We start from the raw sequence: 18,536 nt of genomic DNA, 5'->3' as shown, positions 1-18,536 counted from the left end.
ATGGCGCAAGCTCGACCATGGGCTGAACGGGCTGACGCGCGGCACCACCGGCCCGCAGGAGCTGACCGCCGCCGCCGCGACCAGCCACTCCAGCCGCTCGGCGGCGGGCTCGGCGGGCGAGCGGTCCGCGGCCAGCAGGTACAGCTCGGCGGCCATCCGATGCGACCCCTGCCGGACGGCCTGCTCGGCGGCGGTGACGAGCGAGTGCGCGAGCTCGGCGTTCGGGCCCGGGTCGGCGAGGGCGCGGTGCCGGGCCCGTCCCGCCGCGTCCGGCACCACCTCGGCGAGGGCGCGGTGCACCCGCGCCAGGTGCGGGGCGTCGGCGGACTCGGCGAGGACGGTGCCGACCGCGGGCGGGGTGAACCGGATCCCGCCGCCCTCGGTGATCAGCAGCCCCAGCCCGGCGGCGTGCCCGATGTCGCGCGCGGCCTCGGCGCGCCCGGCCCGGCGCAGCAGGTCCGTCGTCGGCCGGATCGCGAGCGCCGCCATCAGCAGCGTCTCGCGGGCACGCTCGGGCAGCCGCGCCAGCCGTTCGGCGATCACGGCCCGCACGCGCTGCGGCAGCGGGGCGGGGCGCCAGTGCCGCGGGACGCGCCCGGTGAACGCGCCGCCGAGCGCCAGCGCCAGGTACGGGTTGCCGCCGGAGTCGGCGTGCAGGGTGTTCACCACCCGCACCGGGAGCCCGTAGCTGTCGAACATCTCGGCCAGCTCGTCCGGCTCCAGCGGCGGGACGGGGACGTGCGCGGCGTCGGGCGCGGGCGTCCAGGTGTCGCCGCCGCCGTCGCTCGCGGCGAATCCTTCGGGCCAGCGCCCGGCGACGATGGCGCGCACGCCGCGCGGGCCGAGCCGGCCGACGGTGTAGCGAACGGCGTGCACGGACTCGGCGTCCAGCCACTGGGCGTCGTCGACGAGCAGCAGCACCGGCCGCTCCTCGGCGCACCGGGCGAGCAGCCCCCGGAACGCCAGCCGGCACGCGACATGGTCGGACGACGCCGCCGGATGCGGCTCGGGCAGCCCGGACAGCCGCTCGCGCGGCAGCTCGGCGGTGAGCGCGCCCGGCAGCTGGTCGAGCAGCTCGGCGAGCCCCGAGCACGGCACCCACCGCTCGGTCTCGGTGCCCGCGACCCGCAGCACGAGCTCTCCGCGTTCCGCGGCCGCGGCTCCGGCGGCTTCGAGCAGCGCCGTCTTCCCGATACCGCTCGGCCCGGTCAGCACCACGCTGCCGTTCCGCCCGATCCGGGACTCCACGGACGCGAGCAGCGCGGATCGCCCTGCCAGCCTGGGCGGTGCTCCGGCGCGGACCACCGACGACGCGGCGAGGACGTCCATGACTCGCTCCCCTCAGGAGGACCAGGACGCCGCCACCGACGATAGCCAGCGGACGAACCCGTCACAACGCCCGCGTTCCTGTCAGGGGCGGAACAGGGCCCGGCTCGTCCCCATCATGACCCGGTCGTGCGGGCGCAGGGTCCGCATGACGGACTCCAGGACGGGCCGCTCCATCGAGACGCACCCGGCCGTCTGACCCGCGCCGACGTGCATGAAGATCGCCGAGCCGTTCCCCTGGACGACCGGCGAGTCCGGAGGCCGGTTGTAGTTGATCACCACGGCCTGCCGGTAGGGCCCGTCCCGCATGATCTTCGAGAGGTCCTCGTCGGCGGGCAGGCACGTGCCCCGGTAGTACCGGTTGTACCGCCGGTCGCCGATCGTCGAGCCCCAGCAGTCGCCGCTCTCCCGCAGCCTGCGGTAGGGGAGGCGGGTGCCGGGGTCCCCTTCGCCGAACGCCTGGGTCAGGCTGTAGGAGCCGGTCGGCGACCTGCCGTCGCCCTCCCGCTTGGCGCCCGGCTCGGCGTAACCGTTCCGTCCCACATGCCCCGGTGCGGTCAGGAGCGTCTTCCACGAGCGCCCCGTCTTGGCGCATTCGGTGACGACCACTTCGGTCGTCCCGTACCGGGCCGCCACGGCGAACACCACATGCCGCGCCGCCCCTGGCTCGTAGCGCGTCCTCCCCTGGCCGAGCGCCCGGCAGGGATCCTCCGCCCTCTCCCGGGCGAGCGCCTGCGGCGCGTGAACCCCCGCCGCGACCAGCACCGCGGCAGCGGACAACACGGCGGCAGAGGAGAGAACCGTGACCCGCATGGCACCCGAACGCATGACGCGGCTCCCTGCTCTCCCGGAACGGATGATCATGCCTCGATCTCTACCCGCCCCGGGTACCCCTCACCCGCCCTCGTGGCGGGGCGGGCGCGGGGCGGGGCGGTCCGCCCCGAATACTCCGGTCAGCTGAAGTACTCGATGAAGGGAACCTTCTTGTCGGGCTGGGAGGCGGTGCCGGTGCTGACGATGCCGGTGGTGCCAGGACGGGCGTCGACGTCGGACGCCTGGACTGCGCCGGTGCGGGCGGGTCCGTTGAGGGTCGTCCACGCGGCGCCGTCGTAGTGCATGTACTGGGTCCTGGTCCCGGTGGTGATGGGGAGCATGACGACGCCGCCCTTGCCATCTGAGGAGAGGCCGATGCCCGCGGCGTTCAGCGGCGTGTCGACCGTCTTCCACGCCTTGCCGTCGTAGCGCAGGACCGCGTTGGTGATCTGGGCGTTCTGCCGGACGCGCAGGACGTACACGTTCGTCGGCGAGGCGGCGACGATGCGGTGGAGGGTGCCCTGGTAGCCGGGGACGCCCAGGGAGCCGGGGACGTCGATCCTCTTCCAGGTCGCGCCGTCGAAGTGCATCACCAGCCCGGTGACCGACGTGCCGGTGGCGGACGTGGTGCCGGCGAGCCACACGTCGTTCTCGGCCCGGACGTCCACGGCGGTGATGGACGACGAGGGCGGCAGCGGGACCTTCGGGTCGACCCACGCGGTGCCCGTCCAGCGCAGGATGGCGCTCGGGCCGCCGGACGCCGCGTCGACGCCCGCGATGGAGTAGGCGGTGCCGTCGGCGGCGGCGGACACGGCGGTCGGGAAGCCCACCATCGGATAGGCGACCTGGCTCCACTTGGCGCCGTTCCAGTAGAGGCCGAGGGTGCCGCTGAGGTTGTAGCCGATGACCCACGCCTTGCCGGCGCTGGAGACGGCGACGTCGGTCGGGGTGAAGCCGACCGGGCTCTTGTCGGCGACCCAGGCCGAGCCGTTCCACTTGACGAGCCTGGCCTCCGGGCTGAAGAAGGAGCCTGCGGCGCCGACGGCCCAGCCGGCGTTCTTGGCGCCGAAGTCGACCCTGTCGAGGCTGCCGTTGTAGGCGAGCGCCGTGCTGCCGATGCTCTTCCAGCCGGCGGCGTGCGCGGGGGCCGCTACGGCCACCGTCCCGGCGGCGCAGGCGAGCGCGGCCATCGCCGCCGGCACCGCGTTGCGTCTCATCTGTCGCAAGGTCCACAGCTCCCAAGATCACAGCAGGCGTGCGCCCGAGGGTACGGGATTACTTACTGCCGGGTAAGTGGAATCTTCTGGGCGGCCGGATCAGGACGCCATGGAAACCGCAAAACGCCCGGAACTATGAAGTTCCGGGCGCTCTGCGTACCGCCACGATGCCGGAGGGCTACTCAGGCCGGAGGGCCACCTGGCCGGAGGGCTACTCGCCCTTCCAGTTCGGCTTGCGCTTCTCGGCGAAGGCCGCCGGGCCCTCCTGGGCGTCCTTGGACATGAAGACCGGCAGGGTGATGTCCTGCTGCTTCTTCCACGCCTCGTCGGACGTCCAGTCCGCGGACTCGACGATGACCTTCTTGGTCGCCGCGAGCGCCAGCGGGGCGTTCTCGGCGACCTTCAGGGCCAGCTCCTTGGCCGCGGCGAGCGCGCCGCCCGGCTCGGCGAGCCGGTTGACGAACCCGAGCTCGGCCATCCGCTCCGCCGGGTACTTGTCGCCGGTGAGGGCGATCTCCATGGCGATGTGGAACGGGATGCGCTGCGGCAGCCGCAGCAGCCCGCCGCCCGCGGCGACCAGCCCGCGCTTCGGCTCGGGCAGCCCGAACTGGGCGTCCCGCGCCGCGACGATCATGTCGCAGGACAGCGCCACCTCGCAGCCGCCGGCCAGGGCGTAGCCCTCGATGGCGGCGATCAGCGGCTTGGCCGAGGGGCGCTCGGTGATGCCGGCGAACCCGCGTCCCTCGACGGTCGGGTTGTCGCCCGTCAGGAAGCCCTTGAGGTCCATCCCGGCGCAGAACGTCCCGCCCGCGCCGGTGAGGATGCCGATGGACAGGTCCTTGCGGGAGTCGAGCTCGTCGAGGGCCGCCGCGATCCCCTTCGCCACCTCGCCGTTGACCGCGTTGCGGGCCTCCGGGCGGTTGATGGTGATGATGAGGACCGCGCCGTCTTCTTCGGTCAGCACCGCGTCGTTGCCGGGGGGTGTGGGGGGTCGTCCCCCCTCGGGCGATACAGCGTCGGTCATTCAGTGCCTCACTTCGGCTGGAAGCGGATACCGCCGTCGAAGCGGATCGTCTCGCCGTTCATGTAGTCGTTCTCGATCAGGGACTTGACCAGGTGGGCGAACTCCGACGCCTTGCCCATCCGCTTCGGGAACGGGACGGGTGCGGCGAGCTTGGCCTTGAACGCCTCGGCCGCCTCGCCCTCGCCGTAGATCGGGGTGTCGATGATGCCGGGGCAGATCGTGTTGACGCGGACGCCGATCGCGGCGAGGTCGCGGGCGGCGGGGAGCGTCATGCCGATGATGCCGCCCTTGGACGCGGAGTACGCGAGCTGCCCGGTCTGCCCCTCGATGCCGGCGATGGAGGCGGTGTTGATCACGACGCCGCGCAGGCCGTCCTCGTCGGCGGGCTCGGTCTTGGAGATGGCCGCGGCGCCGATCCGCATGAGGTTGAAGGTGCCGATCAGGTTGATCCGGATGACGGTCTCGTAGGAGGCCAGGTCGTGCGGGGTGCCGTCGCGGTTCACGGTCCGCGACGCCCAGCCGATGCCGGCGCTGTTGACGATGACGCGCAGCGGGGCGCCGGAGTCGACGGCGGCCTGCACCGCGGCCTGCACCTGCTCCTCGTTCGACACGTCCGTCTTGACGAAGACGCCGCCGATCTCGTCGGCGAGGGCCTTGCCCTTGTCCTCGTTCAGGTCGGCGATGACCACCTTGGCGCCTTCGGCGGCCAGCGTGCGGACGGTGGCCTCACCGAGGCCGCTCGCGCCACCGGATACGACGGCGGAAACTCCGTTCAGGTCCATAAGCGACACCTTACGTGAGGGACCGAATGTGGTTCGGGGTGATGCTATCCAGACGTCCTCGCGCGCTCTGCTCACACCCCTGCGGATCACGGAGGCGCGACCTCGCCCGGGAAGGCGAAGTTACTCCGGAGTCACAATAGAGAACGTTTGCCGCCCCCTGGCAAGGGCACCCGGACCCCATGAGCGAGCGTCCTGCACAGAGCCAGTCCTACCCCGGGCGCACCGAGGACATGACGCCCGAACCACGCGACGAGATGCGCGGCTACACCGGCAGCGGCCTGCTGGACGGGCGGCGCGCACTGATCACCGGCGGCGACTCCGGCATCGGCCGCGCGACGGCCGTCGCGTTCGCCAAGGAGGGCGCGGACGTCGCGATCACCTACCTGGAGGAGGACGAGGACGCCCGGCACACCGCGGGCCTCGTCGAGGCCGCGGGCCGCCGGTGCGTGACGTTCGGCGGCGACCTGGCCGAGGAGCGGCACTGCCGCGAGGTGGTCCGGCACACCGTCCGCGACCTCGGCGGGCTCGACCTGCTCGTCCTGCACCACGGCACCCAGACGCCGGTGAAGGACGTGCGCGAGATCGACGACGCCCAGCTCCGGCGGACGTTCGAGGTGAACGTGTTCTCGCTGTTCTGGACCGTCCAGGAGGCCCTCGACCACCTGGGGCCCGGCTCGTCCGTGATCATCACCGGGTCCATCAACGGGCTGCGCGGCAACAAGACGCTCATCGACTACTCGGCCAGCAAGGCGGCGGCGATGACGCTGACCACGTGCCTCGCCCAGAACCTCATGGACCGCGAGATCCGGGTCAACTGCGTCGCGCCCGGCCCGGTCTGGACGCCGCTCATCCCCGCCACGTTCGACGCGGAGAAGGTCGAGGACTTCGGGAAGCAGGCCCCGATGGGACGCGCCGCCGACCCCGACGAGATCGCGCCGTCCTACGTCTTCTTCGCCTCCGACCGCCAGTCGTCCTACTACACCGGGCAGACCCTGGTGCCCGCCGGCGGTGAGATCCACCCGGGTTGAGGGAGCCCCCCATGATGGAGCTGCGACGCAGCGATCTGAGCGAGCCCGGCTACGGACGCCGGAAGTGCGGCAAGGGATTCGTGTACCTCGGTCTGGACGGCCGGACCCTGGCCGACCCCGCCGAGAAGGCACGGATCAAGGCCCTCGTCATCCCTCCCGCGTGGAAGGACGTCTGGATCTGCCCCGACTCCGACGGCCACATCCAGGCCGTCGGGACGGACGCCGCCGGGCGCCGCCAGTACCTCTACCACGACGCCTGGCGGGAGCAGCGCGACCGGGAGAAGCACGACCACGTCCTGGAACTGGCCGAGCGGCTGCCCAAGGTCCGCCACACGCTCACCGAGCACCTGGCCGGACGGGGCTACACGCGCGAGCGGGTGCTCGCGGCGGCCGTCCGCCTCATCGACCTCGGGTTCTTCCGGATCGGCGGGGAGGCGTACGCGGCCGAGAACGGCACCTTCGGGCTCGCGACCGTCCTGCGCGAGCACGTCACCTGCGGGCGGGACCGGGTGACGTTCGACTACCCCGCCAAGGGCTCGAAGGACCGGTACCAGGCGGTCGCGGAAGAGAACGTGTGCAAGGTGGTGAGCGGCCTCAAGCGGCGCGGCGACGACTCGCCCGAGCTGCTCGCCTACCGGACGCCCGCCGGCTGGCACGACGTCACCACGTCCGACATCAACGAGTTCATCCGCGAGGTCACCCAGGGCGACTTCACCGCCAAGGACTTCCGGACGTGGCACGCCACCGTCCTCGCGGCCGTCGGGCTCGCGGTGTCGGTGCGCGCCGGGGACAGCGAGGCCTCCCGCAACCGCGCCGTCGTCCGCGTCGTCAAGGAGGTCGCCTCCTACCTCGGCAACACCCCGGCCGTGGCGCGGGCGTCCTACATCGACCCGCGCATCATCGACCTGTACGAGGAGGGAGCGACGATCGCGCCCGCCCTCGGACGGCTCGGCGTGGACGTCGCCGAGGGCGAGCTGGCGACACAGGGGCCGACGGAGCAGGCCGTCCTCGACCTGCTCCGCGAGGCCTCCTGAGGTTTGCCGGAGGCGGAGACGCGCGTCCTCACTCCGTGCGGCGGTAGGCGGCGGGCGGGGTGGGCGTCGTACCGAGGCAGGTGGCGACGGGGTCCTCGATCGAGCACCAGCCGGGCGTGCGCACCGGCACGTAACCGGCGGGAACGCCCCGGTTCGCGATGATCGACCGGTAGGTCGGGACGGCATCGGTCGGACGGCGCGCCAGGGACGGATCGGTCAGCGCGTCCACCGTGTAGAGGCCGAACCGCGGCCGGTAACTGCCCCACTCGTAGTTGTCGGTGAGGCTCCAGTAGTTGTAGCCCATCATCTTCACGCCGTCGGCCATCGCACGCTGGATCCAGTAGATGTGGTCGCGCAGATGGTCCGAGCGCGTGTAGCCGTCCTGGCGCGGCTTGCCGTTGTCCGTGGACATGCCGTTCTCGACGATGTAGACGGGCAGGTTCGGCAGCCGGCGCTGGTAGTTCCTGAGGACGTAGTACAGCCCCTCGGGCTCGGGGTCGATCTTCCAGAACTCGCCCATGAGCGCGTAGGCCGCGGTCCCGTTCTGCAGGTTGGCGCCGTAGTAGTAGTCGATGCCGATGAAGTCGAGCTTGTCGGTGACCTCGTTGAACAGGGCCGCGTCGAAGATGCCGTTGACGGGCGACCCGTAGGCGACGTTGCTGGACACCGGGGCGCCCGGGTCCACCGCGTGGATCATGTCGTAGGCGGCGCGGTGCGTCCTGACCAGGGCGTCGCGCATCCTCATCATCTGGCCGAGGTCCATCGGACGGGCCGTCAGCTCCTTGTAGATGTAGGCGCTGGCCTCGTTGAACGTGATCCAGACGACGCCCTGGCGCTTGTACCTGTCGACGATGAAGCGGGCGTTGCGCAGCCAGTCGTCCTGCGTCCGGGGGTTGTCCCAGGCGCCCTGGTCGGCGACCCAGCCCGGGTACACCCAGTGGTCGAGCGTCAGCATCGGGCGCATCCCGGCCGCCTTGATCCGGCGGACGAGGTCGTCGTAGTAGGCGATCGCCTTGGGGTCGCGGAAGCCGCGGCGCGGCTCGACGCGGGACCACTCGACGGACGTCCGGAACACGTTCGCGCCGAGCCCGCGGGCGAGTCGCAGGTCGCTCGGGTAGCGGTGCCGGAAGTCGACGGAGTTCCCGTACGGGTCGGTGACGCCGCCGGCCTTGCGGTCGGCGTACCTCGTCCAGTTGCTGTCGGGGAAGGAGCCCTCGCTCTGGAAGCCGGACGTGGCGACGCCCCAGAGGAATCCCGGCGGGAACTTGGCGGTGGCGGGCCTGCCGGCGGCGGGCTCGGCGGTCGGGGCGGCGGCGGTGGCGGGGGGCGCGGCGGTCAGCGCGAGGGCGGCCGCCACGCCCAGGGCCGACAGGAGGTGGACGGGGCGTGCTCTGCGGGGCCTGCCGAACACGGGACTCCCTCCGGAGACGGACATGAATCTCCTTCGCACTACAGGGGTCGCGCGAGGCCCCGTCAACGGCCGGACACGGCCGGATCCGGCAACCTCCACCCCCTCCCCGGCTGTGCCGCGCATCACAGACCGATAAATTGATCATGCTTTTCCCGGCGCTTGTGACTCACTTCACAATTGGTGAAAGGGGTTGCTGATCAGTGCTGGCAGGGCGCTGGACCGGCGTCTCAAACGGACCGCCGGCACCGTGGAGAAATGGCGGGTGATTTGCCAGCCCGGCCGCGGGCTGGCTAGCTTCCTGCCCGGTTCATGCGGCGCCCGAGCCGCCCGGACAACAGAACACGCACCCCGACGCGCGGCGGCGGCGCGCACGGTCTCCCACGGGAGGCCGGCGCGGACCCCCAGGTCGTCCCCTCCAGGGACCCCGCCCGGAAGCCGTCGTCGGACGCCGAATCCGTGCCTACGAGAGGCACGGAACCGGAAGCGGCCGCCATTTCTCCGCGTCCCCCCTCAATGACGCTGCGAAATCGGCCGCTACATCCAGAACCCTCCAATTAATCCGGAGGGGACGGCTGCCCGGTAGGCACCAACCGCGAGGTCTGGAGACATTCTGCATACCCCTCGAAACCCCCTCAAGGCCGGATTCACCGTGGGCGGGCTCGTGCTCACCACGACCGCCGCGCTCGGCGCGTCCGTCCTGGCGGCAGGGCCCGTGCACGCCGCGGCCCCGCAGCGGGCCCCCCTCGCCGCGGCCCCGGCCGCGACGGTCACCACCACGGCCCTCACCGCCAAGCAGGCCCGGATCGCGAAGCAGAGGAAGCGCGCCGACTACGCCGTGAAGTACGCGGCCAAGCAGATCGGCGACCCCTACCGCTACGGCGGGACAGGCCCCGGCTCCTGGGACTGCTCCGGGCTCGCGGGAGGATCCTGGCGCAAGGCCGGGGTGAAGCTCCCCCGGACCACCCAGCAGATCTACAAGGCGGTCCACAAGAAGGTCTCCTGGAAGGGCGCCGTCAAGGGCGACCTGCTGTTCTTCTACGGCGGCAGGAGCCACATGGGCATCTACGCCGGCCACGGCTACATGATCCACGCGCCGAGCTCCGGCAAGCGGGTCAAGAAGATCAAGCTGAACGGCTACTACAAGCGCAACTTCCACGGCGCCGTCCGGCCCGGGATCTGACCCGGGCGCACGCCAGGCCCCGCGCCGCCCGCCCGGCGCGGGGCCTTCGCGGCGCTAGGCCGGCAGGGTCCGCCGCAAGAACTCCTCGGTGAGCCGCCAAGCGCGCGCGGCGGGCTCCGGCTGGTAGAACATCGGCGCCTTGCGGTTGTGGAACGCGTGCCCTCCGTCCTCCTGGACGTGGATCTCCATGTGGTCCCTCTGCTCGACCGCACGTTCCACCTTGGCGACGTCCTCCCGGGGGATGTACGCGTCGTCACCGCCGAAGTGGAACTGCGCGGGCGCCTGGATGGCGTCGAGCTTGTCGAGCATGTCCGGCACACCGGACCCGTAGTACGAGACGAGCGAATCGACCTGGGCGTTCGCGGCCACCAGGTACGCCAGCGTCCCGCCGAAGCAGAACCCCAGGACGCCCACCTGTCCCACCTCCGGCAGCCCCTTGAGAACCCCCAGCGCCGCCACAGCGTCCTCTACGCCCTTCTCCCAGTCGAACTGGGAGACCATCGACATCCCCTTGGGCAGGGCCTCCTCGTTGTGCACGGTCGTCCAGTTCGGCTCGATCCGCCAGAACATGTCGGGCGCCGCCACGACGAACCCCAGCGCTACCAGGTCCTCGGCGACCGCCTCCATGTACTCGCCGACACCGAAGATCTCCTGGAGGAGCAGGATCCCGGGACCGCTCGTCCCCCACACCCGCAGGTCGAACTCGCCGTCCGCGACGACGACCTTCTCTGTACGCGTCATGTCAGCCGATGATGGCGTAAACCGCGCTGGCATGCGCGACCGTCCGCCCGTCCGCGGCCATGTCGATCTCCGCGAACGCCAGCGTCCGGCCCAGCTTGGACAGCTCCGCGCGCACCAGCACGTCCCGTCCCGTCACCGGCCGCTGGAACGTCGTGCTGAGCTGCACCGTCGTCATCGGCACGAAGGCCCCCTTGGCCCCCGACACCGCCAGCACCACCGCCGTGTCGGCCGCCGCCATCAGCGCCTGCCCCGACAGCGCGCCGCCCTCCCTGGCGAGGCGGTCGGACCAGGGCAGCCGCAGCACCGCCGTCCCGTCCCCGACCTCCTCGGGCACCAGGCCCAGGTCGAGCACCCACGGCGCGAAGTTGTCACGGAGGATCTCTTCAGGCTTCACCCCGTCATGATGCACGCTGAGGGCATGCACGAGGAGATCTTCCTGCCCGCCACCTACGCCGCCGGCGTCCCCTACGCGACGTTCGCCCGGCTCCGCGCCGCGTCACCGGTCGCCCGGGTCGGCGAACCGGCCGTCGGCCCCTGGCCCGCGGGCCCCGGCTTCTGGGCGGTCTTCCGGCACGCCGACGTCAAGCACGTCCTGCGCTCCCCGGACCTGTTCTCCTCCCACCTCGGCGCCACCCAGATCCGCGACCCCGACACCCCCGAGGACCTCGCCTTCGTCCGCGCGATGATGCTGAACCAGGACCCGCCGGACCACTCCCGCCTGCGCCGCATCGTCGCCGCCGCGTTCACCCCCCGCGCCGTCCGCGCCCTGGAGGACACCATCAACGAGCGGGCGCGCGCCCTCGTGGCCTCCGCCCTCGGCGAGGACACCGACTTCGTCGAGCTCGCCGCGGACCTCCCCGTCTGGACGCTGGCCCACATCATGGGCGTCCCCGACTCCGACCGCCGCCTCCTCTACGACTGGGCGTCCCGCGTCATCGGCTACCAGGACCCCGACTACGCCGGCCTCTCCACCGCCGACACCGCCGCGATGACCCCCATGGCCCGCGAGGCGATGAAGCACCGCCCGTCCGAGACCGTCCGCCCCGACGGCCGCCCCATCAACCCGCGCTCCCACACGGCCCTCGCCGACATGTTCGCCTACGCGCACGCCCTCGCCGCCGAGAAGCGCTCCCGCCCGTCCGGCGACATCATGTCCCGCATGCTCGAAGGCGGGCTCACCGCCCACGAGTTCGAGAACATGTTCTTCCTCTTCGCCGTCGCCGGGAACGAGACCCTCCGCAACGGCATCCCGGGCGGCCTGCTCACCCTCCTCGACCACCCCGCCGAACACGCCCGCCTCCGCGCCGACCCGTCCCTGTTGCCGTCCGCGGTCGAGGAGATGCTCCGCTACTGGCCACCGGTCATGGACTTCCGCCGCACCGCCACGACCCCCCTCGACCTAGGCGGCCAGAAGATCGAGCCCGGCGACAAGGTCGTCGTCTACCACGCCTCCGCCAACCGCGACGAGACCGTCTTCCCGTCCCCCGACCGCTTCGACATCACGCGCACCCCCAACGACCACGTCAGCTTCGGCTTCGGCCCCCACTTCTGCCTGGGCGCCCACCTGGCCCGCACCCAGATGCGCGCCGTCTTCCGCGAACTCCTCCCCCACGACGTCACTCTCACCGGCACGCCCGTCCGCCTGGCCTCCAACTTCCAGAACGGCCTCAAGCACCTCCCCGTCCACCTGACCCCCGCCCCCTAACCCCGTCGCGAACCCCCCGCCGATCTCGGTACGCTTGCCAGGACGGGTCGCTAGCTCAATTGGCAGAGCTCCGGACTTTTAATCCGTAGGTTGTGGGTTCGAGTCCCACGCGACCCACCTAGTCTGAACTGGGCAAACACGAGAACGCCCGGCTTGTCCGCCGCCCGCTTCGCCCCGCTTCGTCCCCATGTCGGCTCGAGGTCGGCTCGCGGGCACGCACCGGGCCTGGTCACCCTCGTTCTCCACCGTCCGCGGCTCGGTTCACCGCCTTCCTGGACTCCCATTCCGAAGCATGGCGGCTCCCCTGGCAGGAAGGACGAGCGCCACGACGGCAGTGCTGAACGTCGCCGCGCAGCGGCAGAGGTTCCCGGTGGTGGTGTCGACGGGGAAATCGATCACGCCACCGCCGGTCTGCTGCGCGAGTAGGTGATCTCGGCCGCACCGTCGGCCGCGCGACCCCCGCTCCGGCCTCCATCGTGATGTTCACCGCCGTGGCGGTTCACCATCCCGGTCCTGCTTCTCGCCGCGCCGGTGATGGCCGATGGCACCCGGGCTCACCGGCCCGCCGGGCGATCGGCTCTGCTGATGGGCTCTGCTCGGATCGCCTGTGTCGGCGTCCGGGCCAGTGAATGTCACTGTAAGTGATTGGCGTGCTTTCTCGGGAATGCTCGCCCGTATGGAAAAAGACAATGTGACCACAAGCGTGACCACGGATGTTCCGACCCCCGGTAGTGTCCCCGCCCGGGACCGGGACGAGGCGGTTCCGCGGGGCAGCGACTACGCGCTGCTGTCCCGCGAGGTGAAGCGGGCCGGGCTGCTGACCCGGCGGCCGGGCTACTACACCGTCAAGATCGTTTCGAATCTCGTCCTGCTGACGGCCGGCTGGGCGGCCTTCGCGCTGATCGGGCCGTCTTGGTGGCAACTGCTGGTGGCGGTGTTCCTGGCAGTCACCTTCACGCAGACCGCCTTCCTCGGGCACGACGCGGGCCACCAGCAGATATCCGGCTCCAAGCGGGTGAACGAGCTGCTGGGGCGACTGCACGGCAACCTACTGGTCGGGCTCAGTTACGGGTGGTGGATCTCCAAGCACAACCGGCATCACGCCCACCCCAATCAGGTCGACCGCGATCCCGACATCGCCACCGGAGCGATCACCTTCACCCGTGAGAACGCACTGGCCCGGCGCGGCCCCGGTGCCTGGCTGGCCCGGCACCAGGCATGGCTGTTCTTCCCGATGCTGCTCCTGGAAGGGTTCCACCTACATCTCGCGGGGGTCCGCGCCCTGTTCGGCGGCAAGGCCACCGCGCGCAGGCCGGGCAGGGCCCGCTTGGCTGAGGGCGGTCTGCTGCTCGCCCACATCGGCGGATATCTCACCGCCCTGTTCTGGGTACTCCCTCCGCTGCAGGCCGTGGGCTTCCTCCTCCTCCAGCAGGGCCTGTTCGGCCTGTACCTGGGCTGTTCGTTCGCCCCCAACCACAAGGGCATGCCGATGCTCGGCAGGAACGACAAGACGGACTTCCTGCGCCGGCAGGTCATGACCGCGCGCAACATCCGCGGTGGCCGGATCACCGATTTCGCGCTCGGCGGGCTCAACTACCAGATCGAGCACCACCTGTTCCCGTCCATGCCGCGGCCCAACCTGCGCCGCGCGCAGACACTGGTACACGCCTTCAGCAAGCGCCACGGCGTCGCCTATTGCGAGACGGGTCTCCTCCAGTCCTACGCGCAGGCGCTGCGCCATCTCCATGCGGTCGGCGGGCCGTTGCGTCCCGAGATGGAGTAACCAACGCGCAGCTCATGCTGGTGTCCCTCATGAGCCCGGGGTCTCGAAGAGACCGAACCGCCCCCTCTCTTAATCCGTAGGTCGTGGGTTCGAGTCCCACGCGACCCACCCTCCACCAGGGCGAACACGTTTCGGTGGGCATGTGGGCGATCATGCCTGGTGCCGAGCTGACGCCATCCTGGGGCCGGAAGGCGCACAAGCCGAGCCGACGCCCGCTTCTATCCCTGCGCCCGATACCGCAGCATCCGAGCGTAGGCGTCCAGGCGGCTGAGCCCCCGAGCCAGGCCCTGCCGATGCGGGACGCTTACTGGTCGCCCGGCGCCGCACCAGATCTGGATCATTGGGACTCCTTCATTTTCCGGTTGAATCAGTTTCCCCAGTCTTCGTCGTCCAATTCTTCCCAGGTCGGCTGATCCGTGGGCCGTGTGCCCGACCGCTGGGAGGAACCTCCGAGAGCGTCGGCGCGGCGCGGCGGTGCCGGGGACGGTGCGGCCGGTTCGTCCAGGCGGGGTTTGAGTTGCCGGTAGCGCTCCTCGGCCTCCTCGACGCCGAGGCCGAGGACGGCGGCGATCTGTTCGAAGCTCAGGCCCGCGGCTTGGGCGATGCTGAGCAGGCGCGCCTCGGTCTGGTCCAGATTCAGGCGGACCGCGCCCAGCACCAGCAGTGCCGCCGCGACCTCGACCGGCTCGGGACTGTCGCCGTTTCCGTGCTGGGCCCGGTCACCGGCGTCGAGGACCGCGCCGATGGCGTCGCGGTCGGGCATCGGCCGTCCCCTGGACTGCCAGAGAAACTCGTCCACGCCGGTGGCGTGGCGGGGGGTCAGGAAGGCGCGTGCCTGCTGGACGGCACGCGGTGCGGGCGCTGGCAGGCCGACTGACACTACCGCCGGCGAGGCGGCGTCCACGTTCGAGGGCCGCTGTTCGTGGTCGGCCCGGTCCGGCGCGCCGGGAGAGGGGCTGCATTTCGAGGTTCGGATCGCGGGGACCCGGTCCCGGACGGTCATGGGGCTCACTTCCTCTTCAGCAACCCGGCCAAAGGTCTCGCCTCACCACGGGTTGGCCGTGGTCCAGGGCCGGCCGGCTCGGGGAGGAGCGGACGGTCCTGGACCAGCCGGGCGCAGCCCCCAGTGGTGACCGGCTGCTTCTCATTCAAGTCGGACGGCCTGATGGTGGGAAACAGGCAAGGCGTGCACACGCCATCACTTGCGCCGATGACCGCCCGCCCGGAGCTCAAATGAACCCTGATCCCGTGTTCCTGCGCACCTTCCGAGAAATATCTTCAGATAATTGCAAGTATTCATGAATTGTTGAGGTAGGATAAAATTATCCGGCAACGATGACATCCTCATTCTGAGGTTGTTCCGTCACACCGGCTCGCCCCCGAGAGGGGGAGTCATGCCGAATTCTTACGAGCGTCGCACCAGCAGCCGTCGGCCGTCTTCATGGTGGTCGTGGTAAGCAACACCGGCGACGCGCGGATCTCTTTCGCCGGCATGAGCGGTGTCCTGCCGCTGGCGGTCGTGCTCCTGGCCGCGATGGCCGCCGGAATCGCGGTGACCCTGATTCTGGGCACCGCCCGCCTCACCCAACTGCGGCCGCTGACCCGCAAGGCCTCCGATGAGGAACCGGCTCGCCGCATCGATCGAAATCCAGAAGAAGGTGCCGGCCATGTGGACCACCACCGAACGCCGCACGACGATCAGTTTGTCCCCACCCTCGACTCCACGGTTGCGGTTGCGCCCCGCGGCTCCTCCCGGCTCGGTGCGGACCGCGCTGGACGGCGCCTGGTGGCCCCGCTCGGCCGACCCGGTCGCGGAGCTGCCCGGGCTGGTCCTGGCGCTGCAGGACCACGGCCCCATCGACGACCACCGTCCCATCACCCACGTCCTGCTGCGGGCGGACGACTGGGACAGCCGACCGCGCCGGCTGCGGATCGACGGCCCGGCCGACACCCGGGTGGTACGGCTGAGCTGGTTCGACTCACTCCCCGCCGGGCTCCTCACCGCGATTCACGCCGACGGGCGGCGCGTTGACCTGCTCACCGTCCCGGTCTCCACCACCCGCGCCGAAGCCGAGGCGGTGATGGAACTGGCGTCCCACCCCGCCAACCATCTGCACACCCCCGGCCTGCTGGCGGCCCTCACCGCGGCACCCGGCCGACCGGACCGGGCCGGCACCCAGAACGCCCCGGAGGACGCCTGGGAATCCGAGGGCGGACGACTTCGCGAAGCCCCGGCGACACGCTGATCCGACCCGGCGCCCGGCCGGCCCGCCCGGGTACGGGACTTCCGCCCCCTCACCATGACGTTCCGTGACACCGGCCTGCCCTGCGGCGCACGTCCCGGTCCGGGCTCGTTCCGATGGAGAGAACTGTGAGCGTCCCCGACGGGAACGACGTCGACGCCGCCGCGCGTCCCGATCTGCGCACCGGCCGGTGGCGGGCGCCCGCCGGGAGGGCGGCCGCGCGGACGGCCACGGCATCATCGCCCTGACGTATGGACGTCGGCCCTCCCGCAGGCTGCCCGGTACATCCGCTCCTTCGCCTGGTGGCAACGGGACCCAGCCGCCCGACCGGGTGATCCTGTCAGGAAACGACGACGGCGACCGCCGCGATGAGCACGCAGACGATCGCCACCGCGATGACCATGCCGCCGATGAGTCCCATCACCAGCCGAAAGTATTCATTCTTCATGCTCATCGGGCACCCTCTGCCGTCTTTGCCTGGCGTGCGCTTCGTCGATGACGTCTTGGCGGCTGCGGGCCGGCCACCGCTTCGGACGCGGCCTTCCGCGCACGACCAGCGGAAGCAGCAGCAGGGCCACGCCGGCGACCATGAAGATGGCGCCCACCGCGTGCAGATCGATACCGCTCACGGATCCGGTGACGGCGAAAGCGAGAATCGCGCCGACCACGAGGAGAGTGATACCGGCTGTCGGCATCACACGCCGCCCTTCGGTGAGATCACATCAATGAACCAGGCGTCTATGCCCATGAGCGGACTCCTAGGACGAGCCGTGAATTCGGTCCGGATGTGCCTTATGGTCACCGGACTCGCATGCTCATCTCAGCACCATCAAACCGCCCCCCGGCCGCAACGGAAACAGCGGATTTCCGAACGTCTCTTCTCTTCAGGAGATGACCGGTCGTCATCTGCACCATCCCTCACCGCCTCACCTCCCGTTGGCCCGGCCGCCACCTGGCCCGGGTCTCGTGGTCACAGGAGGGGCCGGGTGAGGTGGTCGGCGGTGCCACCGCGCCATTCGACGAGGAAGAGGGTGGCGTCGTCGCTGGTGATTCCGCCTCGCTCACCCATAAGGGTGTGGGAGAGGTCGCGCACCATTTGCTGGGCGGTCGCGCTGGCGGGGCCGACGCGCTCGATGGTGGCGATCAGGCGGTCCTCGCCGAACAGAGTCCCGCCGGCGGTGTGCTCTTCGACGAGGCCGTCGGTGTAGGCCAGGACTCGGTCGCCGGGGAGGAGCCGGCGGTGGTTGATCTGGGGTGTGGAGCCGCCGAAGCCGACGGGGAGTGTGCCGTGGCCTTCCAGTGCGCAGATGACCTTGTGGTCGCGGATCAGCATGGGAGCGGGGTGGCCGGCGTTGACCCATTGCAGGTGGCCTGTTCCGATGTTCAGGCGCATCATCTGCGCGGTGACGAAGTGGTCGGGGCCGAACTGCTCGTCGATGGCGGTGTCCATGAACGCGTACAGCTCGGCGAGCCCGGCCTCGGCGCGTCTGGCGTGCCGGTAGGCGCCCACGGCGACGGTGGCCAGGACCGCGGCGTTCAGACCGTGGCCCATCGCGTCGATCACGGCCAGGTGCAGGACGTCGTCGTTGAGGGCGTAGTCGAGGCTGTCGCCCGCGACGTCGTAGGCGGGTTCGAGGATCCCGGCGACGGCGACCTGCGGTGTCGTCATGGTGAGCGGGGGCAGCAGGGACCACTGGATCTCCGCGGGCACGCTCATCGGCGCGCGCCGCCGTGCCCGCAGGAACTGGTCGGTGTAGTTGTTCTTGGTCACCAGCATGTCGGCGACCAGGCCCGCGAGCCGCCGCAGCAGCCGGCGGTCGTCATCGTTGACCCTGTCCAGGGTCAGGGCCATCACCCCGATCTCGTCGCTGCCGTCCAGAAGCGGCAGGAACATCCGCACACCATCGGCCTGCCGCTGTTCGACGACGGTCTCCGACAGGAACGCGCGACCGGCCGGGGACCCCTCCAGCGGCAGCGGTTCACCGTCGGTGAGGCCCCGGCCCGACAGCGGCACCAGCGTCAACTGGGCGTAGTCCTGCAGCAGGATCGAGACGTCCCGGCCGCCGATCGCACGCACCTCCTCGGCCACCAGCGGTGCGATGAGCTGGGGCGGCATCTCGTGCGCCCGGTCCAGCAGCTGTCCCAGCAGCCGCTCACCGAAGCCTTCGCTCCGATCCACCCCGTCCTCGGGCCCGCTCAGTTCCCCCACGCCGTCTATGTGCCCTCCGGCATGGACGGTAACTTCGCGT

The 18,536-nt window shown here is 70.8% G+C and carries 18 protein-coding genes and 1 tRNA gene; 7 read left to right on the top strand and 12 right to left on the bottom strand.

Features of this window, described 5'->3' with window-relative positions:
* The 5 genes from AB0K37_RS15560 to AB0K37_RS15540 all read right to left on the bottom strand — a co-directional run.
* Nucleotides 1–1,329, bottom strand: a 1,329-nt coding sequence (locus AB0K37_RS15560; protein WP_363980620.1) for an AAA family ATPase, incomplete at its 3' end; no start/stop codon positions are given.
* 81 nt (nucleotides 1,330–1,410) lie between these two features.
* The gene (locus tag AB0K37_RS15555; protein ID WP_363980617.1) at nucleotides 1,411–2,109 is read right to left on the bottom strand and encodes a L,D-transpeptidase family protein; all 699 of its coding nucleotides are present in this window, start codon (nucleotides 2,107–2,109) and stop codon (nucleotides 1,411–1,413) included.
* 170 nt (nucleotides 2,110–2,279) lie between these two features.
* Entirely contained in the window at nucleotides 2,280–3,356 is a 1,077-nt protein-coding gene (locus AB0K37_RS15550) for a hypothetical protein (RefSeq protein WP_363980614.1), read from the bottom strand.
* Nucleotides 3,357–3,567: 211 nt separating this feature from the next.
* Nucleotides 3,568–4,380 carry a crotonase/enoyl-CoA hydratase family protein gene (locus tag AB0K37_RS15545; RefSeq protein WP_363980611.1) on the bottom strand — a complete coding sequence of 271 codons (813 nt, stop codon included), beginning with the start codon at nucleotides 4,378–4,380 and terminating at the stop codon, nucleotides 3,568–3,570.
* Nucleotides 4,381–4,388: 8 nt separating this feature from the next.
* Nucleotides 4,389–5,162 (bottom strand): SDR family oxidoreductase, encoded by a 774-nt coding sequence (locus AB0K37_RS15540; RefSeq protein WP_363980609.1) that lies wholly within the window; start codon nucleotides 5,160–5,162, stop codon nucleotides 4,389–4,391.
* 179 nt (nucleotides 5,163–5,341) lie between these two features.
* Between AB0K37_RS15540 and AB0K37_RS15535 the strand changes: the two genes are divergently transcribed.
* Both AB0K37_RS15535 and AB0K37_RS15530 read left to right on the top strand, forming a co-directional pair.
* Nucleotides 5,342–6,190, top strand: coding sequence for an SDR family oxidoreductase (locus AB0K37_RS15535; protein WP_363980607.1), 849 nt, complete (start codon nucleotides 5,342–5,344; stop codon nucleotides 6,188–6,190).
* An 11-nt stretch (nucleotides 6,191–6,201) separates the two neighbouring features.
* Nucleotides 6,202–7,224: a DNA topoisomerase IB gene (locus AB0K37_RS15530; protein ID WP_363980604.1), complete on the top strand. Its 1,023-nt coding sequence runs from the start codon at nucleotides 6,202–6,204 to the stop codon at nucleotides 7,222–7,224.
* Between the two features lie 28 nt (nucleotides 7,225–7,252).
* Here AB0K37_RS15530 and AB0K37_RS15525 read toward each other — a convergent pair whose 3' ends face one another.
* A complete protein-coding gene (locus AB0K37_RS15525) occupies nucleotides 7,253–8,659 on the bottom strand; it encodes a family 1 glycosylhydrolase (protein ID WP_363980602.1) in 1,407 nt (468 codons plus the stop codon).
* Between the two features lie 625 nt (nucleotides 8,660–9,284).
* Here AB0K37_RS15525 and AB0K37_RS15520 point away from each other — a divergent pair.
* Nucleotides 9,285–9,815 carry a C40 family peptidase gene (locus AB0K37_RS15520; protein ID WP_363980600.1) on the top strand — a complete coding sequence of 177 codons (531 nt, stop codon included), beginning with the start codon at nucleotides 9,285–9,287 and terminating at the stop codon, nucleotides 9,813–9,815.
* A 54-nt stretch (nucleotides 9,816–9,869) separates the two neighbouring features.
* Here the strand turns inward: AB0K37_RS15520 and AB0K37_RS15515 are convergent, their stop codons facing one another.
* Both AB0K37_RS15515 and AB0K37_RS15510 read right to left on the bottom strand, forming a co-directional pair.
* A complete protein-coding gene (locus tag AB0K37_RS15515) occupies nucleotides 9,870–10,556 on the bottom strand; it encodes a dienelactone hydrolase family protein (protein WP_363980598.1) in 687 nt (228 codons plus the stop codon).
* Between the two features lies 1 nt (nucleotide 10,557).
* Nucleotides 10,558–10,950: a PaaI family thioesterase gene (locus tag AB0K37_RS15510; RefSeq protein ID WP_363980596.1), complete on the bottom strand. Its 393-nt coding sequence runs from the start codon at nucleotides 10,948–10,950 to the stop codon at nucleotides 10,558–10,560.
* A gap of 24 nt (nucleotides 10,951–10,974) precedes the next feature.
* Between AB0K37_RS15510 and AB0K37_RS15505 the strand changes: the two genes are divergently transcribed.
* The 3 genes from AB0K37_RS15505 to AB0K37_RS15495 all read left to right on the top strand — a co-directional run bounded on the left by AB0K37_RS15505 (nucleotide 10,975) and on the right by AB0K37_RS15495 (nucleotide 14,044).
* Entirely contained in the window at nucleotides 10,975–12,261 is a 1,287-nt protein-coding gene (locus AB0K37_RS15505; RefSeq protein ID WP_363980593.1) for a cytochrome P450, read from the top strand.
* 44 nt (nucleotides 12,262–12,305) lie between these two features.
* A tRNA-Lys gene (locus tag AB0K37_RS15500) sits at nucleotides 12,306–12,378 on the top strand.
* A gap of 547 nt (nucleotides 12,379–12,925) precedes the next feature.
* Nucleotides 12,926–14,044, top strand: a complete 1,119-nt coding sequence (locus AB0K37_RS15495) for an acyl-CoA desaturase (RefSeq protein WP_363980590.1) — start codon at nucleotides 12,926–12,928, stop codon at nucleotides 14,042–14,044.
* A 367-nt stretch (nucleotides 14,045–14,411) separates the two neighbouring features.
* Here the strand turns inward: AB0K37_RS15495 and AB0K37_RS15490 are convergent, their stop codons facing one another.
* Nucleotides 14,412–15,047, bottom strand: a complete 636-nt coding sequence (locus tag AB0K37_RS15490; protein WP_363980587.1) for a hypothetical protein — start codon at nucleotides 15,045–15,047, stop codon at nucleotides 14,412–14,414.
* Between the two features lie 402 nt (nucleotides 15,048–15,449).
* Nucleotides 15,450–15,713, bottom strand: coding sequence for a hypothetical protein (locus AB0K37_RS15485; RefSeq protein ID WP_363980584.1), 264 nt, complete (start codon nucleotides 15,711–15,713; stop codon nucleotides 15,450–15,452).
* A gap of 58 nt (nucleotides 15,714–15,771) precedes the next feature.
* On the opposite strand from AB0K37_RS15485, the gene AB0K37_RS15480 reads away from it, so the two are divergent.
* Nucleotides 15,772–16,290 carry a DUF5994 family protein gene (locus tag AB0K37_RS15480; RefSeq protein ID WP_363980581.1) on the top strand — a complete coding sequence of 173 codons (519 nt, stop codon included), beginning with the start codon at nucleotides 15,772–15,774 and terminating at the stop codon, nucleotides 16,288–16,290.
* A gap of 434 nt (nucleotides 16,291–16,724) precedes the next feature.
* On the opposite strand, the gene AB0K37_RS15475 is transcribed toward AB0K37_RS15480, so the two are convergent.
* Nucleotides 16,725–16,982 carry a DUF6458 family protein gene (locus tag AB0K37_RS15475; protein ID WP_363980625.1) on the bottom strand — a complete coding sequence of 86 codons (258 nt, stop codon included), beginning with the start codon at nucleotides 16,980–16,982 and terminating at the stop codon, nucleotides 16,725–16,727.
* A gap of 275 nt (nucleotides 16,983–17,257) precedes the next feature.
* The gene (locus AB0K37_RS15470) at nucleotides 17,258–18,466 is read right to left on the bottom strand and encodes a PP2C family protein-serine/threonine phosphatase (RefSeq protein ID WP_363980578.1); all 1,209 of its coding nucleotides are present in this window, start codon (nucleotides 18,464–18,466) and stop codon (nucleotides 17,258–17,260) included.
* Between the last annotated feature and the right edge of the window lie 70 nt (nucleotides 18,467–18,536).

The organism is Actinomadura sp. NPDC049753, from assembly GCF_040674655.1.
GTDB classification, from domain to species: Bacteria; Actinomycetota; Actinomycetes; order Streptosporangiales; family Streptosporangiaceae; genus Spirillospora; species Spirillospora verrucosospora.
The sequence above is the reverse complement of the archived record's forward strand: the minus strand, read 5'-3'. Positions and strand labels throughout refer to the sequence as shown.